The following is a 19148-nucleotide window of genomic DNA, read 5'->3' on the forward strand; positions in this document are numbered from 1 at the left end:
CTGTTTTTCGTTCGGGTCATTAGCTCAATTGGTAGAGCAGCTGACTCTTAATCAGTTGGTTCGGGGTTCGAGTCCCTGATGGCCCACCAGCTTTTCAAGCCCCTGCGGGAAGCCTCGCGGGGGCTTTTTCCGTTTTTGCGGCCGCCTTTGCCCCAAACGCTTTCCATGCTCCCCCTGCCTTATTAAGCCAAGACATTTCTTGGCCCCTTATATCCTGCGCGCCGCCCCCCGTCAAAGGAACAGGCGCTCTGTGGAGCGGCGCAGGGCGCAGGTGCAAAAGACCGTATCGGCCGGAACTTCCGGGATGATAAGGGGCACGGCGGCTTTCTGCCCGCGGCATTCAACAAAACGGTGGAACTGCCGCTCTGAAGTTCCGGGACGTCCCCCCGCATGGCCGCCTACCGGTCCACGCTTCCCCGAAAGTTTTGTTATACTGAGCGGTTGACGAATCTTCCTTAGATCCGTCTGGAGCGCAGCGGAAGACGGGTGCTGGTGCCGGAAGAATCCTAAAAATAAGATTTTTCGGCACTGGCGCGCTAGCCGTTGGCGAGCCTGCGAGCCTTACGGATAGCGACAGCGGTTGCGTTGACTGGCTGACGGGGTAACCAACTGCTGTCTCCATCCGTAGCTTCCTTTGTCGCAACGGCTGGAGCAAGGAAGATAAAAATTTCCAAAGGGAGTGTACTTAAGTACTCGACCGAGGAAATTTTTCTCTGACGCAGCCAGCGCCGAAGCGGTAGCCGTTAGCAGGCTCTGCCTGCTTACGGATAGCGACAGCGGTTTCGCAGATTGTCCTACGCGGTGGCTAACTGCTGTCTCCATCCGTAGCTTCCTTCGTCGCAACGGCTGGAGCAAGGCTGTTTTTGACGGATAATTTCGGCATTACAGATGCAGCACAGGCGCACCACCAACTCAAAAGTATAACAAAGCCTTCCCAAAAGCATCGGCGCGCCACGCCCGGCACAGTGCCCCAACAGGCACGCGACGGCTGGTTCCGCCACAATAATGGCGGCGGCGCACCGCCCTGCCCCGCCTCGAATCGTATCAACCCCGACGCGCGAGAGCCATGCGCCTTCTCGCTCATGCCCTCCTGGGGGAAATTGCGGCTGCCGGAGGCTCTTTTGGTGGACTGCGGAAATGGAAAGCATGGCCCGCCGGCTTGCGTTGCTGCCGTCGCGTACGGTAACCTTGGCGCCTGAAGCACGGAGAGTCCACGAGGATGCTTTGCCCATGCTGACGCAGTATCTTGCACGCCCGGGAGGCGCTATTCTCATCGCGCTCCTGACGCTGTTCTGCTTTCTCTGCTTCTCCCTCAATGCCATCCTGTGCCGATCCGCCCTGGCGGTCTGTGGCATGCATCCGCTGTGTTTTGTGGCGGTGCGCTGCTTCTCGGGGGCGGCCATGCTCTTCGCCATTTGGGCCTTTGCCCGGCCTGTGGGCCCCGTGCGCCTCTGGCGGGAGCTCATGGCCCAAAGCTCCTGGCCCTGCGCCATTTTTCTGTTCTGCTATATGCTCTGTTTCGCCTGCGGCTATGTGAACATGCCCTCGGCAACGGGCACGCTGATCCAAAATTCCGCCATCCAGGTCAGCATGATCGGCTGGGGCATGCATTGCGGCCTCAGGCCGGGCAGTCGGCAACTTGCGGGACTCGCGCTCGCGTTTGCGGGCCTTGCGCTGCTGCTCGTTCCCGGCCTCAGCTCGCCGCCCCTGATGAATGCCCTGCTCATCTCTCTCGCGGGGATCTCGTGGGGCGCCTACACCATGGCCGGGAGGGCCGTGGCCGACCCGGGGCTCGCCACGGCGGGGAACTTCCTGCGTGCCTCCCTGCCAGCCGCGGGCGTGCTGCTGCTTTCCCTGATGAACGAGGGCGCCCCCCGTACGGGGCTCGAAGAACAGGCGCTGCTCTGCGCCATCGCCTCCGGCGCGGGAGCTTCGGCGCTGGGCTATACGGTGTGGTATGCGGTGCAGCCCAGGCTCAGCATCATGGCGGCATCCGCGAGCCAGCTCGCCGTGCCGCCCATAACTGCGGTACTGGGCCTTGTCCTGCTGGGTGAGGCCATTTCGCTGCGCCTCGTGCTCTGCGGCCTTATGATCCTCGCGGGTATCTGGCTCACCCTGCGCGCATCCGGGCGACCGGCCGGCGCGTGACAACAGCGTCCGTCAACCCGCGGCGGCGTCCCCCAAGCCCTTGCCGCCCGCAGCGCATGTGTGACGCCGGGGCGGCGTAGTCCTCAGCGCTCCACGCGGACGCGCCCTGTGCCGTAGTCATAAATTTCCCAGTACGCCCGCGGGTCGGCCGGGATAGTCTTAAATTTGCCGTTATTGTCAACGATATAGCTCACATCCAGCGTTACCGGCGCCGTGCCTGCCAGCACATTGCCCTGCCCCTTGATGAGGAGCGCATACGCCGCCGTGGAGCCGGATTCGGCCGGGAAGGCGCAATAGCCGTCAATGGTGAGCAGGAAGCCCTCCGGCCCGACCTCGCCCCAGGAGCCGCCGGCGCTCTCGCGCAGGTCGCAGACGCCGCCATTGAAGCCATAGAGGTAGGCCCGGGCGTCGGTTATCTGCCCGCTAGCCGGGTCGATATCCGCATAAAACCAGGCATTGCCGCCAGTGCCGGCAGCGCCGAGCATCCCGTACACGCTGTTGCTGAAGGTGGAGCCGCGTTGCGAAGCTCCCGGGAAGTCGGCCTGCGGGGTTGCCCTGGTGGTATAGCGCCCTGCGGAATCCAGCGTACCGCAGAGGCGCACCGCACCCGTGGGCACCGGCGGGATGTCGGCCCGCGTCACCGGCTGATCCATGACGAGGTTGAGGTCCGAGGGCGGGTTCCAGGCCTTGAGCGCCCCGCCTTCAAAGAAATTTTCCACCGTCTCCTCATTGAGCACGATGGTGCCGTCCGGCGTTTCCGCACAGGCGGCGAGCAGGAGCGCGAGCAGTGCGCAAGCGGCGAAGTTTTTCATCAGTGCAGCCTCGCGCCCCCGGCGGGGGCCTCTTCATGCAAAAGGCGCGGGCCTAGGGGCGCCGGCCGTCCACGATATGTGGCTCGTAGCTGTATTCCTCGGCGAAAAACGGCGATGTCACGAAAAAATCCGCGCTGGAGCGGTTGAGCGCGATGGGCACGTCATACACCTGCGCGATGCGCAAAAGCGCCTTCACGTCCGGGTCATGGGGTTGCGCGGTGAGCGGGTCAGAAAAAAAGATGACCATGTCGAGGCGCCCCTCGGCGAGCGTCGCGCCCACCTGCTGGTCGCCGCCCAGGGGGCCGCTCAGGAAGGACTTGACATGCAGCCCCGTGGCCTCCCGGATGAGGCGCGAGGTCGTGCCCGTGCCGCAGAGCTCGTGGCCCTCGAGGGCGGCCTTGTGCTCGCGGCACCAGTCGATGAGCCCGGCCTTCATGTTGTCATGGGCGATGAGCGCGATGCGCTTGGCCCCGGCGACGTGTCTTGCCATGCTGTGCCTCCAACGGCGGCGCGGATGCGGGCGCCCGGAACGTCCCAGGAATGACGGGGGTCTCCCGCCCTTTTGCCAAGGAGTGTAGTCGATTGCCATATTTTGGCAAGAGCGCCGCGGGCTGCCCGAAAAGGCCCGAAGAGTTCCGGCGCCGCGCCATTACGCTCCCCGCCACGGCCTGCCCCTTCTTCGCACCGCATCCCGCACGCCCCTCCGTACCCGTTCAGGGTCAACGCAAAAATCCCCCAAGCATGCTTGTATTTTAGTCGATTAGCCTATATTGCTAGCCAGTAATGCCATATAGGGACTCCGGCCCCACCTCCAGCACCCCGAGGGAAAGGATATAAAAAAACCGTCCTGCTGCTCGCGCTTCTCGGCGCCCTGCTCCTGCCCCTGCGCCCGGCCATGGCGGCCGAGGGCTTCAGCCTCTACGGCTTCACCCTTGACCAAAGCCCGGAGCAGCCCCTGCAGAATGCCCGCGCCAAGGGCGTGACCATGGAGGGGTTCAACCTGCCCGAGCGATACGGCCAGGCTTCGGGCATGCACCAGCAGGCCCTCCCCACCAATCTGAACGACCCGTTTCAGCGCTTCCTTTCCGCACACTCCGCAGTGCCCGGGCAGCCCGGCATCCCCCCCGAGCAATGACCTGTATCTGGTGGACAAGAATCTGGTGGCGCTTGCCAGTTATGGGGAGCTGCTGCTCTGCGTCATCCGCACTTACAGCCAGGAAGTTCCGCAACTCTATCTCTATTTCGCCAGTAAAGACGGCCAGTGGAAGTGTTTTGCCATTGAGACTTACACGGCGTGAGCGGTCTTGATGTGTATCTCAAGGATATGCAGGGCCTGTTCATGGAGCGCTACGGCGCGCCCATGCCCTCCAAGGTCCCCGAAGAGCCGGCGGAGGACCCCGCGCGCCATTTCAGCCAATACCATACTCAGGAATTTGAAGGCCAACACCTTCAGCAACCGGCTGGCCGGCCGCGTGGAGCCCAGCACGCCCGAGGCCGACTGCTGGGAGAAAAACGGCGACTGCGCCGTCATCACCAAGGATTTCACGGCCGCCATGCTGCTCGACGCGGACCTGACTCGCGAGGCCTTCCAGCAGGTCCTTTCCCTTGTGAAGGCAAAAATCGACGAGCAGCAAAAGGCGAAGCAGGAGCAGGAAAACGCGGCTTCGCAAAAACGCAAGTCGATGATGTGAGCCGCTGGCAGGGCTGTTAATGACACCGGCCGGGGCTGCGCGCCCCGCCCCTGCCGGTGAGACGGCGGCGCAAACCCCGGGCCCTCGCTGCCCGGCCCTTCCGCAAAGCTCAGCCCATGCCCCGCAAACGCCGAGAGATGCCTGTGATGCGCCCGCCCCGACTCTCCCCGGGGCTCACGCCCATGCGGCTTCTGCTGCTGGGCCTCACGGTCCTCTACATTTTCTGGCACATCAGCCTTTCCGGCGCCATCCTCACCGCCGCAGACATGGAGACCTCCCGCCGCCTGAGCCGCCTCGCGCGCTGGACAGTGGGGCTCGGCGGCTGCTCGGGGGACCAGGGCGCGGGGCAGGCGCCAAAGTCGGCGGCGGAAAGATCCGCCCCAACGCCGGCCCTGAAGATGGAGGTGGAAAAGCCCCGCTTCGACCCGGCCATGAAGGCGCCCGAGCCGCCCAAAGCGCCCCGTGGCTCGCTGATTATTGACAAACACGGGCCCGCCTTCCGGCCGTATGGCAGGGGGCACAGCTTTGGGAAACAGCGATAAAAAAACGCGCCTGCACAGCGCTGGTCTGTCTCTTGTGCCTGTCCGCCGTGAGCGCGCAGGCGGGCATCTTGCGGAACATCATCGTCGGCGGACTCGCCGGCAAGGCGGCCCCTTCCGAGGGCAAGTCCGAAACGGAGATCCTCGACGCGGTGGGCAGCACCGTCAGCGACTCGTGGAGCGTGACAAGCTCGCTCATCAAGATCCTCCGGGCCGGCATCGGCAAGAACGGCAAGGGCGGCACCGTGCAATACGCCATCGACAGATACCGGTCTGAGCGTTACACCATCCCGCGGACCGGCTTTATCATGATCGAGCCGTTGCCCGAAGCCTTCAGCCAGTTTGCCAAGGGCGTGCGCAAGGAAGACACGGCCTTTCAAAAGTTAGCCGCGGATACGAACGCGCTTCTCGATTTCGTGGTCGGAAAAAAATCGGCATCAAGGCTTACCCGACGCTTATCTACAATACCATCAATGACGTCCGGCTAACGACGTCGCCGGATAACCTTCTGCAGGAAAAGGACGACATCATCCCTTTTGCTCTTCCGAAGCGCGACCCGCAGGAACTGCGGGATATGTTGGAGAAAATCTCGCAGACCAATCTGGGGAACAACCCCCGGTATGACAACCGTTCGCAAAAAGTCCTGCCTTCCTACGTGCTGCCGGACGAGGCATCCCCATCTCTGGACAGCCTGGGCTTCGCGCTTCAGCCTGACTATTGGCGCCCCTGCGTGGACTACAATGCCGATTTTTTATTTGCGTGACGCCGGAAAATTCAAGTACTTTATCAGGAAAAACAAGTAAGCACGCAGTCTGAGCAACCCCGCACATGAAGGGAAGCCCCGGCACTCCGGCCGAGAACGGCGTGCCGGGGCTTTTTCTTGCTGCTTGTGCAGTCTGTCAATGCCGGCCAGGATGTGCACGGATACTGCCGCCGCATCACCGGCTACGGGCATAGGGCGTACGGGCCTGCCTGTCTTGGGAATTGTTCCTCACAGCAGGCAGACAATGACCACACCCCGCGCGTCTTGTCGCCCAAACCCTCCACACTTTTGTGGGTTGCTCTCGCCCTCTCTTGCGCCCGCTGGGGTGCGTCCGGCGCTTACGACTGCCTCGGCCCCACAAACAGGAGCCGCGCCCGGGAAACGAGCATTCCCACGAAGGTGGCCGTCCACGCGATAAGCGCCACATAGAGGAACCAGCGCGGCACGACCATGAGCCAGCCGAAGTGGAGCGCCTCGGAAAAGGTCGCCGTGCAGGCCGTGTACATGCCCATGGGGAAGACCATGCCCCAGAAGGCGGGCACATAGGTGAAGGGATAGCGGCGCACCACATGCCGCCAGACGCCGAGCATGAGCAGCATGGGCACCCACCACGACGCCGTGGCCCAGGTGAGCAGGGTCGTGCCCTTGATATAGGGCATGAAGTGGTCGAGCATGGGGCATGCGCCGTTCTTGAGGATAAGGGTCGCCCCGGCGAGGGTGGAGATGGCCACCGCGCCCGCGTTTATCCAGTAGGTGGGATCGAGCTCGGCGGGCTCCATCTTCGCAAAGCAGAAGCGGAAGAAAATGACCGTGATGACGAAGATATAGAGCATCACGCCGAGGAGGAAGAGCGCGCAGAAGAGGAAGAAGGCAATCTCAAGGTCCCAGCCCACCTTGTCGGCAATGGTCGCGCCGAGGATGACGATGGACTGGGTCGACACGGTGGCCACGAGCCACGCGCCGTTGATGCCCTTGGCGAGCGGCGGCTTTTCCTCCACGGTGAAGATGGCGTAGAACACGCCCCAGAGGATGAACACCCAGCACACCACGCCGAGCCAGAAGAGTGCGTGCGCGAGCACATAGTCATGCGCGAGTACCGCATACTGGTTGCCGAGGATGCAGGTTCCCGCCACGATGGTCAAAAAGCCCGGGCCCGAGGCGTGGCCGCANAAATCGGCNANNATCCNGCGCGGAAAGCGCACGAGCTTGAGCAGGTAGAGCGGCCAGAGCGCAACGAACATGGCGATATTGATCCAGAAGAGGGCCGTGGCCCCCTCCGGGAAGCCCAGAAGGTGCAGNGCCACGGAAACGATGCCCGTGGACATGACCATGGCGAAGTTGGCCGAGGCCAGGTTTTCGTTGAGCGTCCAGAAGCGGCTGCCGAACGTGCTCTCAGGCGTGGTCATAGCGCCTCCGGTACAGGATAAGGGGCCGGGCGAACCACGTCAGCGGCAGGCTCATGAAGTGGACGAGGCGGCTGAAGGGGACCATGGCGAANATGGCGAGCCCGCTCACCACATGCAACTGCATGAACCACGGNANANNCGCCATNAGGGAGGGCTCGGGCNGGCAGGTGANGANGCCGCGCGCCCACGCGCCGATGANGGGCAGCACGTCCTCGTGCGCCGTNNAGTCCTGGTAGCCGCCNGTNCAGGCCTGNANCAGGATGAANAGNAGCACCACGATGTCCATGGGCACGGTGCTCGCCCANACNTTGCGGCTGCACAGCCTGCGGAGCAGCAGGATGCCCGCCCCCGCGAAGACGCAGGGCGCGAGGAGCCTGCCGAACCATGTCGCCACCTCGAAGTGCACCTGGCCCGTGAAGTCCACCATGCGCAANAGCGCCACNGGNAGNAGCAGGCCGNCCACATGGCCGAANAAGGTGAAGATGATGGCGTAGTGGAAGAGGAAGGAGCCCGCCACCAGCGACTTCTTGGCAAAAAGGTTGCTCGAGCGCGCGTTCCATTCGCCAGGCGTGGCCACATAGCGGAAGATGAGNCCNGCCGTGAAGAGNGTCAGGCACACATAGGGGTAGACGCCGAAAAGCAGGAGGTCCATTGTATGCTCCTTTNAAATCGCTCTATATGTANCACNNNCGGAATCCATNGCCGGATGCGTCGCCGGGGAAAATTCCGGCTCCGGGGAGGCCAGGGGCCTGCGCGTNGGGTCGTGGGCGCGGGGCTTGAAGCGTNCNGGCCAGTCGCGCCGGGGGCCCGCAAGCGCCAGNCGCACCAGCGGGGCCTGCGCGCAGTCGAGCGCAAAGAGGCGCTTTTNGAGCTCCGCGAGCTCGGGCCCGAAACCGTCGAGCANTGCCTCCGCCGCCCAGTCCTCGCAGACGGAGAGGAATTCCAGCACGCGCGGCAAATAGTCGGGAAGCANGCCCGGCACGGGCTCGAAGCCCGCCGCGCGGTAGAGGCCNTTGAGCGCGGCCATGGCCCTGCCCTGCCCCCGGTCGTTGCCGTAGCGGTGCCAGGCGAGGTAGAGGCTCGCCTGCGGGTCATGGTCGAAAACGCGCACATAGGCTTCCTGCGCTGCCTTGGGGCCTGCCGCTTCAAGCGCGTCGAGAAAGGCCGCAAGCTCCGCCGCCTCCCGGCCCTCGAGATTGGCGAGGATGTCCGCGCGCATCTCGGGGATGTCCGCGAAAAACTCCTCGCCCGGATAATCGAGCAGGCGCGAGANGCGCACAAGCNCCTTGCGCTCGTTTACCGTCATGAGACCTCCTCCGGGAAGCCCGCGCAGCCCTTGAAGGNCTGGAGGTCGCCGCCGCCGAGCTCCCGGCGTACTGTGGGCACGACGAAGCGGTCCTCGAAGCGGGCAATGGCGAGCAGGCGGTACATGGCGCGCGCGTCCGCCGGGGTGAGCCCCACGGCGGCAAGCGCGTCCGTGGCAGCGTTTGTGGCAGCGGCTGTGGCAGCGTTTGCGGCCGCGTCCGGCTGGCCCACCCTGTCCGCCTTGAAAGAATCTGCCGCGAAGGCATTGGCCGCGAAGTCATCCTCGGTTCCGGGCTCGTTGCCCGTCTCACCTGCCGCNNCGTTTTTNGCAAAGCGCTCCTCGCGGATGAAGGCGCGCATGGCCATGAGCTTGTGGAGCGCCTCGCGCACCGGCTTCTCGTCGCCTGCGGCGAGCAGGTTGGCGAGATAGCGCAGGGGGATGCGCATGTTGTCGAGGTCGCTCGCTGCCGCCACGCCGCCCGAGACGAGCGGGCTCAGGGGAGGGATGTACCACACCATCGGCATGGTGCGGAACTCCGGGTGCAGGGGCAGCGCGAGCCGCCACTCGCACACGAGCTTGCGGATGGGCGAACGCTTCGCCGCGTCCACGAACTGGTAGGGGATGCCGTCNGCNAGNGCCTGCNTNTCCATTTCCGGGTCNTCCGGGTCCACGAAGACGGAAAGCTGCGCCTCATAGACCTTTGCCGGGTCCTCGCAGGCCGCGGCCNCGCGCACCTTGTCCGCGTCGTAGAGCATGACGCCCACATAGCGGATGCGCCCCGGGCAGGANTGGGCNCANAGCGTGGGCTCGCCCGCCTCGATGCGCGGATAGCAGAAGATGCACTTTTCCGAGCGGTGNGTCTTCCAGTTGAGATAGACCTTCTTGTAGGGGCAGGCGCTCATGCACATGCGCCAGCTGCGGCAGCGGCTCTGGTCCGCGAGCACGATGCCGTCCTCGTCGCGCTTGTAGAGCGCGCCCGAGGGGCACGAGGCCACGCAGGCCGGGTGCAGGCANTGCTCGCAGATGCGCGGCAANTGGAACATGAAGACGCTCTTGTACTGNAGGTAGGCTTTNGCCTCCATGCCCTTGAAGTTCACGTCCTCAAGGCCGGTCACGTTGGCCCCGGCGAGGTCGTCCTCCCAGTTGGGGCCCCATTCCACCTTCATGGGCTCNCCCGTGATGGCCGAGCGCGGGCCCACGGCGGGCTGTACTTTCGAGTCCGGGGCCGTGGTGAGGTAGCGGTAATTGTAGTTCCACGGCTCGTAATAGTCCTTGATGTCCGGGAGGCCCGGCTGGGCGAAGAGGCTCAGGAACTTCTTCATCTTGCCGCCCGCGCGAAGCTCCGGCTTGCCGTTTTTCACCACCCAGCCGCCGTGGTAGCGCTCCTGGTTTTCCCACTGCTTCGGGTAGCCGATGCCGGGCTTGGTCTCCACATTGTTGAACCAGATGTATTCCGAGCCTGCGGGCGTGGTCCAGGCGTTCTTGCAGGGAATGGTGCAGGTATGGCAGGCGAGGCACTTGTCGAGGTTCATCACCATCGCCATCTGGGCTTTAATTTTCATCGAACACCACCTTTTCAGCCTTGCGGACCACGATCATCTCGTCGCGCTGGCAGCCCGTGGGCCCGTAGTAGTTGAAGGAGTAGCTGAACTGCCCGTAGCCGCCGATCATCTGCGCCGGGTTGACAAGGGCGCGGGTGAGGGAGTTGTGCGTGCCGCCCCGGTTGCCGGTGACGGAAGACATGGGCACGTTGATGAGGCGCTCCTGTGCATGGTGGATGAAGGTCTTGCCGCGCGGAAGCCTGTGCGTGACCACGGCCCGGCCCACAAAAGCGCCGTTGGCGTTGTAGCACTCGAGCCAGTCATTGTCCTTTATGCCCGCCTGGGCCGCGTCCTCGTCGTTGATCCACACCTCGCCGCCCCCGCGCGAGAGCACGCGCATGAGGTGCACGTCGGAATAGGAGGAGTGGATGGACCACTTGCTGTGCACGGAGAGGAAGTTGAGCACAAGGTCATTGGGCCCGCGCGGGATGAGCTTGCCGCTCGTCTCGCCGATCTGCGCGAGCGGGAGCGGCGGCTGGTAGGCGGGCAGGGCCTCGCCGAGCGCGCGCATCCAGGCGTGGTCGAGGTAGAAGTGCTGGCGGCCGCTCAGCGTGCGGAAGGGCACGAGCCGCTCCACGTTGATCTGGAAGGGCGAATAGGTGCGGCCGTCGGCCTCGATGCCGCTCCATTCCGGCGCGGTGAAGCCCCGGCGCGGCCGTGCGGACACGTCCTGGAAGGTGAGGTGGATGCCCTCGATGGGCTTGGACATGTCGGCGAGTTCCTGCCCGGTCTTCTCCTCAAGGCCGCCCCAGGAGCGCACGCTGACGCGCCCGTTGGACTCCGGCGAGAGGGTGAGCACCACGTCGCAGGCGGCCTTGCCGCTTTCGATGCGCGGCATGCCGTAGCTTATGCCGGGCTCGTCCACCACGCCGAGGATGCGCTTCAAAATCTCGTATTCCGTGGCGCAGCACCACTTCACGCCCTTGGTGCCCACGCCATCAGGCTTTTGCACATTGGGGCCGAGCGCGGAATACATCTTGTACATGTCCGCGTAATTGCGCTCCACCACCTTGAGGTTGAACATGGTCTTGCCGGGCACGGGCGCGGTCTCGCCCTTTGTCCAGTCCTTCACCTCGCCGAGCGGCTGCGCCACCTCGTTGGGGGAGTCGTGCTCGAGCGCCGAGGCCACGAGGTCCTTGCGCACGCCGAGGTGCGTGGCCGCGAGCGCGGAGAACTTCTGCGCCAGCAGCGCGAACATGGACCAGTTGTCGCGCGCCTCCCACGGCGGGTTCACGGCCTCGGTGAAGGGATGGATGAAGGGGTGCAGGTCCGTGGTGGAGAGGTCGTTGTATTCGTACCAGTGCGCGGAAGGCAGCACGATGTCGGAATACAGGGCCGAGGTGTTCATGCGTATCTCGGCCGTGACCATGAGGTCGAGCTTGCCCTGCTGCATGGCNNNNCCCGCGTGGAATTCCTGCGGNTTNCGCTCCGTCTCTTCCGAAAGGGNGGAGGAGCGCGTNCCGAGNAGGTAGCGNAGGAAGTACTCGTGNCCCTTGACGTTGGAGCCCAGCGGATTGGCGCGCCAGAACATCATGAAGCGCGGCACGTTTTCCTCGGCATCCGGGTCCTCGATGGCCATCTGGATGCTGCCGTCCTTGAGGCCNNNGACNGCNTAGTCGATGATGGCCTCGTCCGTGGTGGCCCCGGCCCTNGCCGCGTCCTCGCAGACNTGGATGGGGTTCTGGCGGAATTGCGGATAATAGGGCATCCAGCCNAGGCGCGCGGCGATGGCGAAGCAGTCCGCCGGGTGNTCGGGCAATTCCCCCTTGTGGGTCTCGGGGCAGGCGGCCGCGATATTGATGAGCTCATGCCGCCANGAATCNGTGGCGAAATAATAGAAGGTCGTGCCCTGGCTCCTGCGCGGCGCCGGGAACCAGTCTGTCGCCGTGGTGAGCGTGGCCCAGCCNGCCTGCGGGCGCACCTTTTCCTGCCCCACATAGTGGGCCCAGCCGCCGCCGGAAACGCCCTGGCAGCCGCAAAGGCTCGTCAGGTTGAGGATGGCGCGGTAGTTGATGTCGTTGTGGTACCAGTGGTTGATGCCCGCGCCCATGATGATGAGCGAGCGGCCCCGCGTCTTTTCCGCATTGTCGGCGAATTCGCGCGCCACCTTGATGACGTCGGCCGCGGCCACGCCGGTCACGCCCTCCTGCCAGGTGGGCGTGGGATAGACGCCGTCCTCGTAGGAGCGCGCCACGTCGCCGCCGTGGCCCCTGTCCACGGCGAGGCTCGCCGCGAGGATGTCAAAGACGGTGGTGACTTTTTTCTTCACGCCGCCGATTTCCATCTCCACCACGGGCACGGCACCCTTGCGCAGGCTGGGCGTGGTTTCGGAAAAGACCGGGAAGTCCACAAGTTCCCACGCCGCGCCCTCGCGTTCCTCCATGCTCAGGGCCGGCGCAAGGTCCTTGCCGTCATAGCAGTCGCGCATCTCGAGGTTCCAGGTGCCTTTCTCGCCCCAGCGCGAGCCGATGGAGCCATTGGGCACGGCCGGGCCGCCGCGCTTCGTGTCGAGGACCACGAGCTTCCATTCCGGGTTGTTGCCCGCATGGCCGAAGTCCGAGGCGCGCAGGTAGCGCCCGGGCACAAGAGCCCCGTCCTTTTCCTCCAGTTCGAGGAGGAAGGGAAGGTCGGTGAAGCGGCGCACATAGTCCTGAAAATACGGGACTTTGCGCTCGATGAAGAACTCGCGCAGGATGACATGGGTCATGGCCATGGCGAGCGCGCCGTCCGTGCCCGCGCGGACGGGGAGCCAGGTGTCCGCGAACTTGGTGAAGTCCGCATAGTCCGGCGAGACGGCGGCAATCTTCGTGCCCTGGTAGCGGGCCTCGGTGTAAAAATGGGCGTCGGGCGTGCGCGTCTGCGGCAGGTTGGAGCCCCAGGAGATGATATAGCCCGCATTATACCAGTCCGCGCTTTCGCAGACGTCCGTCTGCTCGCCCCATACCTGCGGCGAGGCGGGCGGAAGGTCGCAGTACCAGTCGTAGAAGCTGATCATGCTCGCGCCGAGCATGGAGAAGAAGCGCGCGCCCGAGGCGAAGCTCACCATGCTCATGGCCGGGAGTGGCGTGAAGCCGAAGATGCGGTCAGGCCCGTAGCGGCGGATGGTGNAGACGAGCGAGGCCGCGATGAGGGTCATGGCCTCGTCCCANGAGAAGCGCACGAAGCCGCCCATGCCGCGCGCCTTCTGGTAGGCGGCGCGCCGCTCGGGGTCGTTCTGGATGTNCTCCCAGGCGGCCACGGGGTCGCCCTTTTCCTTGAGGGCCGCGCGCCAGAGCTCGAGGAGCGCCCCCCGGATATAGGGATAGCGCACCCGAAGGGGGCTGTAGACATACCACGAGGCCGAGGCCCCGCGCGGGCAGCCGCGCGGCTCATAGTCCGGGAAGTCGGGGTGGGGCGTGGGGTAATCCGTGGCCTGCGCCTCCCACACCACGATGCCGTCCTTCACATATACGTCCCAGCGGCAGGAGCCCGTGCAGTTGACGCCGTGCGTGGAGGGCGAGATACGGTCATGCCCCCAGCGGCCGTGGTAGAATTTCTCCCAGCTGCGGCAGCCCTTGTGGACGGTGTAGCCCTTGTGGTCATGCATGTCCGAGAGAAGGTCCNCGGTNCGCAGCTTGAAATGGCGCAGGGTCTTGGAATCGTAGTGTTCCATGGTTCCCCCCACATCCCGGCCGGGACGCGCGGTTTGTCGCANGCCCCGGGAAATGNGCGGGGCCTGNGGTGAGTGGTGGCGGNCCGTGACNGGANNGCCGGGCCCGCCGTGTTNCGTCCTANAGGGGCCTTGTGAGCCCGATGATCCAGGCNCGCTCGCAGACNCCNGTCAGGAGCACGAGCGCGGCCGCCACGACCATGCCCGCAATGCCGCCGAAGCAGGCGAGGCCTGCGGCGATGACGCCGCCCACGATATAGACCATGACGAANATNNNTGCGTTGGATGTGTGCATCCTGCGGGCGCGCGGGGCCACGTCGAGCCAGAGCAGCCAGAAAGCGCCCATGCGGATGATGAGGAGGATGTGGAAGGGCACGAGCAGCCACATGGCGGCCACGGGCAGGCCGAAGAAGAGCGCGAGGCACATGTAGAGCCCGCAGCCCATGAGCAGCGAATCGCTCACCATGAAGGCCGTGAGCCAGCGCGCGTCCTTCACCCCNGGCTGNGAGGTGCAGCTGAACACCACGCCCTTGTAGCAGATGACCACGGCCGCGCAGAGGGCCGCGAGCGTGGGGAACATGCGCGCCGCCATGTGCATGCGCCCGGCCACGAGGGTGGGCACGTCAAAAAGCAGGGGCATCCAGTTGGTGACAAGCGAGAGGAAGAGGCACACGGCATAGCCCGAAAGCGCCCACACCCCCACGGAAAGCGGCGAGGTGGGCCGGAACACGCGCAGCGAATGGATAAAGCGCCACGGGTCGCCCAAGTCCGCCACGAGCAGCACGAGGTCCACGGCGAGGATGAGGAAAGCGAGAATAAGCGCGAAGGGAAAAATCAGCCGGAACACCGGAGGCGTCCCCAGCGCCGTCAGGGCCGTAATGATCATGAAGCCTGCAGTGAGGTTGTTGAAATAGGCGTCGCTGACGATGAGGCCGCGCCAGTCCGGGAAGTGGGTGAGGTCATGGAGCTCATAGGGCGAAGGCTGGCCCTTGACCCAGGTCATGTCGTTCATAGCACGCTCCCCATGAGGCAGGCCGCCACGGCGGCCGCGCACACCACAAGGGTGGCGATGCCGCGCAAATAGTCGCCGGGCATGAAGGTGGTGGGGGTCACGGGCGCGGCCGGAAGGCCGTAGACTTCCGGCTTGTCCATGANNAGGTAGAAGGAATCGAGCCCGGAATAGTTGGCGAATTCCTCCGCCCCGTAGAGCCGCGCCTCGGGATGGCCGTGCTCGTGCAGGAAGCAAAGCCTCGCCCGCGCCTTTTCCAGCATGGCCTCGCGCGGGCCGAAGTCGATGGCCCCGGTGGGGCAGGCGAGCTGGCAGGCCGGGGTGAGGNCGTCGCGCAGGCGGTCATAACATTCGGCGCACTTCATGGAGTGCCCGGTCTCGGGGCTCACNTCGGGCACGCCGAAGGGGCAGGCCGCCATGCACATGCGACAGCCCATGCANATGTCCGTCTGGTAATAGACGCCGCCGAACTCGTTGCGCATGATGGNCCCGGTGGGNCAGGCCTCATGGCAGGGCGAGGTGCGGCAATGCTTGCACTGGTCGCTCATGAAGCGCCATTCCCCGGCCTTCTGCTCCTTGAGCAGGCCGTCGATGGTCTTGGGCGCGGGGCGGTTGGCCGGGTTCTCCTCCGGGAAGCGCTCGATGAACTTCACATGCCGCCAGTTCTTGGCCGAGAGGTCGAAGGTGTTGTCATAGCTGTCCCCGGACCAGCGGATGGGCTCGCTCTCTATCTGGTTCCACTGCTTGCAGGCCATCTCGCAGGACTTGCAGCCGCTGCAGATGGAGGTGTCGGTGAAATAGGCGAGCTCCCGCTCCGTGGGCTCCGGCCGGTAGCGCCGGAAAAGCGCATAGACAGGGTCGAGGCGGCCGTTGGGCCCGGGCTCGCCCCCGGGATAAGCGCGCCTGATGACGGCGAAGATACGGTCTTTCAGCGAACTCATGCCTCAGCTCCTCCCTTCCGGCTGNGCGGGCCACGGGGTGTCCGGCACGGGTTTTTTCATGGATTCNGGATATTTCACGGGCTCGGGCGTGAGGCGCTCGGCCTCGGCCTCCGTGCCCGGCTCCACGCGCACCACAAAGCCCTTGGACGCCGGGATGAGGCCGTCCGGGGCCATGATGGCCGGGCTCAGGTCATTGGTCACGGGGTCGCAGACGACGCCCTTGTAGCCGGAATTGACAAAACCGCCGACCACGCTGGCCTCCCGGCCGTCCACCTTGCCGATGCGCAGGCGCGGGGTGATGAGCGCGCGCATGAGGAGCTTCGTCCTCGGGCTCGTCACGGCGATGAGCGCNCCCGGCCGGATGCCCGCNGNTTNCGCCTGTTCCGGNGACATNTCNAGGAAGCTCTCGGGCTGGAGCTGGGCGAGCCANGGGATGTGGCGCGTCATGGAGCCGGAGAGCCAGTGCTCCACCATGTGNTAGGTGGTCATCACCGTGGGATAGTCCGGGTCCGCGGGCTTGGCGATGGGGTTTTTCGGGTCGTCGATGATNTGCACGCCCGGGTCGCGGTCCTGCTTCCAGAGGATATTGTGGTAGGGCGATTCCACGGGCTCGTAATGGACNGGGAAGGGNCCNTCCTTGATGCCGTAGGGCACGAAGAGCCACGCGCGGCCGTCCGTGTGCACGGTGAAGGGCTCGGCCCCGCCGAGGGCCGCCTCGCCCGTGGCCCCGGGCGCGGGCTCGTAGTCCGGGGGCTTGGTCTCGTCAAATTGCGGCTTGTCGTAGCCCACCCANCGGGCCTTGGCCTTGTCCCACCANACGAGCCGCTTTTTCTCNGACCACGGCTCGCCGTCGGGCCTCGCCGAGCAGCGGNTGTAGAGGATGCGGCTGTTGGCGGGCCAGGCGAAGCGGTAGTCAAGGTCGATGGCGTGGTCNACCTCGCCCGGCTCCACGCGNTTCATGAGNTTGTTGCCNTCGGCNTCNATNAAGCCGGAGAGCAGGCGGCAGCCGCAGGCCGTCGTGCCGTCCGCCCGCAGGTCTTTCGAGCCCTGGCAGGGCGCGCCNGTCTGAAGGTCATAGCCGTTCATCTCNAGNGCCACCTTGTCCATGTCCACNTCGCCGGGAATGGGGGCNAGNCCNTGGGCGTTCACCTTGCCGGGTTCCGGGTCATAGTCCCAGGTGAGGGCGCGCAGGCCCGCGTCNCGCGCTTCGCCGGAGCGCAGCGCGAGCTTCTTGAAGGCCTTGCCGAGCTGNTAGACCCACCAGCCGTCCGAGCGGCAGGAGCCCGGGGCGGGCTTGCAGCGCTCNTGCCACTGCATGAGCCGCTCGGTATTGGTGACNGAGCCTTCCGTCTCGAGCACCGTGGCCGCNGGCAGCAAAAAGACCTCGGTCTCGCAGTCNTTNGCNGCGTNNGGGGCCGTGGGGTCGGCGTACCANGCCGAGGCCGTNTCGTTTTCAAAGAGGTCGCAGACCACGAGCCACTTGAGCTTGCGCACCGCGTCGCGCCCCCAGCCGGTATTGGGNTTGGTGACGGCGATGTTCTGGCCGAACACGAAAAGNCCGTCCACCTCGCCCTTCAGGATGCGCTCCATGGTCACGGTGAGCGAGTCGTCGCGGCCGAGCTTGGGCATCCANTGNTAGCCGTATTCGTTCNNGGCCGTGGCGTCCTTGCCGTACCANGCCTTGAGCAGGCTCACCATGTAGNTNGGNAGCGCCGCCCAGGAGCCGCGCTCGGTCTCCAGNTNCCACATGCCTTNCTTCTTGTCGCGCGCGGCGCTGAAGCCGTGGCCGTTTTTGAGGTAGTCGGCGAGCGTGGCGTTGCCGGGCNTGGCCTCGGGCATGGGGATATAGTTGGGNAGNGCCCCGTAGAGCGTGGGGATGTCGGTCGCGCCCTGCACGTTGGAATGCCCGCGCAGCGCGAGGATGCCGCCGCCGGGNCGCCCGATGTTGCCGAGGAGNANCTGGAGNATGGCNACCGTGCGGATGATCTGCGTGCCAGTGGAATGTTGGGTGAAGCCCGTGGCGTAGCAGAAGGCCGTGGTCTTGTCCGGGCCCGAATTGCGGCCCATGAACTCGGCGACTTTTATGACNTCCGCCGGGCGGCAGCCGCAGATCTCGGCCACGGTCTCGGGGGTGTATTTCGCCACCTGATGCCTGAGGAGCTGGAACACGCAGTGCGGGTCCTCNAGCGTGGGGTCGCGCCNGGGCTTGCCGCGCGTGCCGTCCGCGTTCNTNTCATACTGGTAGTCCCAGGAATCCGGCTCGAGCGCNTAGGTGTTGGTGGCCGGGTCCCAGCCGTTGAANAGGCCCGTCACGTCGTCGAAATGGAANCGCTCGTCGATGAGCGTGGAGGCGTTGGTATAGGCGAGCACATAGTCCTTGAACCAGAGGCCGTTTTCAAGGATGTAGCGGATNACNCCNNANAGGAAGGCGATGTCCGTGGCCGGNCGGATGGGCACATGGTGGTCGCAGGCCGCGCTNGTGCGGGTGAAGCGCGGGTCGATGTGGATGGTGGGCACGCCCTTNTTTTTCGCCTGCATGGGCCAGTGGAAGGCCACGGGATGGGCCTCGGCCATGTTGGAGCCCATGATGACGATGCAGTCGCTGTTCACAAGGTCGCGCGGCGGATTGGTGCAGGCCCCGAAGCCGAAGGAGGGCGAGAGCGCCGCCACCGTGGTGGAATGGCAGTAGCGGGCCGTGTTTTCCACGGGCAATATGCCGAGGCCCCCGGTCATGAGCTTGCGGAAGAGGTAGCACTCCTCGTTGTCGTTGGCCGAGCCGCCCACAAAGCCGATATTGCCGACCTTGTTGATGGTCGTGCCGTTTTCGTCNTTCTCCANNAAGCCGCGCTCGCGCGAGTGCCAGGCNCGCTGNGCGATGGTCTCGATCATCCAGTCGATGCTGACTTCCTTCCACTCCTTCGCGCCGGGCGCGCGGTAGAGNGGCNTGGTCGCGCGGTAGGGATTGTCGTTNAGCGCGAAGATGGTCGCNCCCTTGGGGCACTGGCGCCCCTCGTTGACCGGGCTTCGCGGGTCGCCCTCCACGTCGATGAGCACGTCATCCTTGAAAAACGCAAGCTGCGAACAGCCCACGGCGCAGTACTGGCACACGGCGGAGCCCACCCTTGCGCCCCGGAGGCGGCTGCACTTGAAGTGGGTGCGTGCGCTCAGCACGTCCTGGATGTCGGCCATGAAGCACTCCTTGTGCGGGCGTGGGCCCGTTTGCGTGCAGCGCGTCCGTGCGCGGCGTCTCCTAAAAGCCAGGAAGCTTGAGAAAACCGAAAAC

At 65.1% G+C, this 19148-nt stretch carries 16 protein-coding genes and 1 tRNA gene; 8 read left to right on the forward strand and 9 right to left on the reverse strand.

Annotated features, from left to right (window positions below; genetic code table 11):
- Positions 1-13 precede the first annotated feature (13 nt).
- Positions 14-89 (forward strand) — tRNA-Lys (locus HDR50_RS06020).
- A 1141-nt stretch (positions 90-1230) separates the two neighbouring features.
- Positions 1231-2148 carry a DMT family transporter gene (locus tag HDR50_RS06025; protein WP_291356869.1) on the forward strand — a complete coding sequence of 306 codons (918 nt, stop codon included), beginning with the start codon at positions 1231-1233 and terminating at the stop codon, positions 2146-2148.
- 83 nt (positions 2149-2231) lie between these two features.
- On the opposite strand, the gene HDR50_RS06030 is transcribed toward HDR50_RS06025, so the two are convergent.
- Positions 2232-2960: a hypothetical protein gene (locus HDR50_RS06030; RefSeq protein ID WP_291356871.1), complete on the reverse strand. Its 729-nt coding sequence runs from the start codon at positions 2958-2960 to the stop codon at positions 2232-2234.
- A 52-nt stretch (positions 2961-3012) separates the two neighbouring features.
- Positions 3013-3450 carry a methylglyoxal synthase gene (locus HDR50_RS06035; RefSeq protein ID WP_291356873.1) on the reverse strand — a complete coding sequence of 146 codons (438 nt, stop codon included), beginning with the start codon at positions 3448-3450 and terminating at the stop codon, positions 3013-3015.
- 405 nt (positions 3451-3855) lie between these two features.
- On the opposite strand from HDR50_RS06035, the gene HDR50_RS06040 reads away from it, so the two are divergent.
- The 6 genes from HDR50_RS06040 to HDR50_RS06065 all read left to right on the forward strand — a co-directional run bounded on the left by HDR50_RS06040 (position 3856) and on the right by HDR50_RS06065 (position 5953).
- A complete protein-coding gene (locus HDR50_RS06040) occupies positions 3856-4095 on the forward strand; it encodes a hypothetical protein (protein ID WP_291356875.1) in 240 nt (79 codons plus the stop codon).
- A 10-nt stretch (positions 4096-4105) separates the two neighbouring features.
- Positions 4106-4258 carry a hypothetical protein gene (locus tag HDR50_RS06045; protein ID WP_291356877.1) on the forward strand — a complete coding sequence of 51 codons (153 nt, stop codon included), beginning with the start codon at positions 4106-4108 and terminating at the stop codon, positions 4256-4258.
- A 135-nt stretch (positions 4259-4393) separates the two neighbouring features.
- The gene (locus HDR50_RS06050) at positions 4394-4651 is read left to right on the forward strand and encodes a hypothetical protein (protein ID WP_291356879.1); all 258 of its coding nucleotides are present in this window, start codon (positions 4394-4396) and stop codon (positions 4649-4651) included.
- A 146-nt stretch (positions 4652-4797) separates the two neighbouring features.
- Positions 4798-5193, forward strand: a complete 396-nt coding sequence (locus tag HDR50_RS06055) for a hypothetical protein (protein WP_291356881.1) — start codon at positions 4798-4800, stop codon at positions 5191-5193.
- A gap of 68 nt (positions 5194-5261) precedes the next feature.
- Positions 5262-5678, forward strand: coding sequence for a hypothetical protein (locus HDR50_RS06060; RefSeq protein ID WP_291356883.1), 417 nt, complete (start codon positions 5262-5264; stop codon positions 5676-5678).
- An 86-nt stretch (positions 5679-5764) separates the two neighbouring features.
- A complete protein-coding gene (locus HDR50_RS06065; protein WP_291356885.1) occupies positions 5765-5953 on the forward strand; it encodes a hypothetical protein in 189 nt (62 codons plus the stop codon).
- 338 nt (positions 5954-6291) lie between these two features.
- On the opposite strand, the gene HDR50_RS06070 is transcribed toward HDR50_RS06065, so the two are convergent.
- The 7 genes from HDR50_RS06070 to fdnG form a co-directional block, all read right to left on the reverse strand.
- Positions 6292-7359 (reverse strand): tellurite resistance/C4-dicarboxylate transporter family protein, encoded by a 1068-nt coding sequence (locus tag HDR50_RS06070; protein WP_291356886.1) that lies wholly within the window; start codon positions 7357-7359, stop codon positions 6292-6294.
- The gene (gene narI, locus HDR50_RS06075) at positions 7346-8665 is read right to left on the reverse strand and encodes a respiratory nitrate reductase subunit gamma (protein WP_291356888.1); all 1320 of its coding nucleotides are present in this window, start codon (positions 8663-8665) and stop codon (positions 7346-7348) included. Before narI ends, HDR50_RS06070 begins: the two co-directional genes overlap by 14 nt.
- Positions 8662-10227, reverse strand: a complete 1566-nt coding sequence (gene narH / locus HDR50_RS06080; RefSeq protein WP_291356890.1) for a nitrate reductase subunit beta — start codon at positions 10225-10227, stop codon at positions 8662-8664. Before narH ends, narI begins: the two co-directional genes overlap by 4 nt.
- The gene (locus tag HDR50_RS06085; protein WP_291356892.1) at positions 10217-13918 is read right to left on the reverse strand and encodes a nitrate reductase subunit alpha; all 3702 of its coding nucleotides are present in this window, start codon (positions 13916-13918) and stop codon (positions 10217-10219) included. Before HDR50_RS06085 ends, narH begins: the two co-directional genes overlap by 11 nt.
- Positions 13919-14036: 118 nt before the next feature.
- Complete coding sequence (gene nrfD / locus HDR50_RS12440) at positions 14037-14927, reverse strand: NrfD/PsrC family molybdoenzyme membrane anchor subunit (protein WP_365816989.1); 891 nt, start codon at positions 14925-14927, stop codon at positions 14037-14039.
- Positions 14924-15865, reverse strand: a complete 942-nt coding sequence (locus HDR50_RS06090) for a 4Fe-4S dicluster domain-containing protein (protein WP_291356893.1) — start codon at positions 15863-15865, stop codon at positions 14924-14926. The genes nrfD and HDR50_RS06090 overlap by 4 nt, the downstream gene beginning before the upstream one ends.
- Before the next feature lie 3 nt (positions 15866-15868).
- Positions 15869-19054, reverse strand: coding sequence for a formate dehydrogenase-N subunit alpha (gene fdnG, locus HDR50_RS06095; protein ID WP_291356895.1), 3186 nt, complete (start codon positions 19052-19054; stop codon positions 15869-15871).
- Positions 19055-19148: the final 94 nt, after the last annotated feature.

The organism is Desulfovibrio sp. (assembly GCF_014803725.1).
In the GTDB taxonomy this organism is placed as follows: domain Bacteria; phylum Desulfobacterota; class Desulfovibrionia; order Desulfovibrionales; family Desulfovibrionaceae; genus Desulfovibrio.

What these genes read in the sequence shown, in the direction of transcription:
- HDR50_RS06025 (WP_291356869.1), top strand. Translation starts at nt 1,231, where the DNA reads ATGCTGACGCAGTATCTTGCACGCCCGGGAGGCGCTATTCTCATCGCG.
- HDR50_RS06030 (WP_291356871.1), bottom strand. Translation starts at nt 2,960, where the DNA reads ATGAAAAACTTCGCCGCTTGCGCACTGCTCGCGCTCCTGCTCGCCGCC.
- HDR50_RS06035 (WP_291356873.1), bottom strand. Translation starts at nt 3,450, where the DNA reads ATGGCAAGACACGTCGCCGGGGCCAAGCGCATCGCGCTCATCGCCCAT.
- HDR50_RS06040 (WP_291356875.1), top strand. Translation starts at nt 3,856, where the DNA reads ATGGCGGCCGAGGGCTTCAGCCTCTACGGCTTCACCCTTGACCAAAGC.
- HDR50_RS06055 (WP_291356881.1), top strand. Translation starts at nt 4,798, where the DNA reads ATGCGCCCGCCCCGACTCTCCCCGGGGCTCACGCCCATGCGGCTTCTG.
- HDR50_RS06065 (WP_291356885.1), top strand. Translation starts at nt 5,765, where the DNA reads ATGTTGGAGAAAATCTCGCAGACCAATCTGGGGAACAACCCCCGGTAT.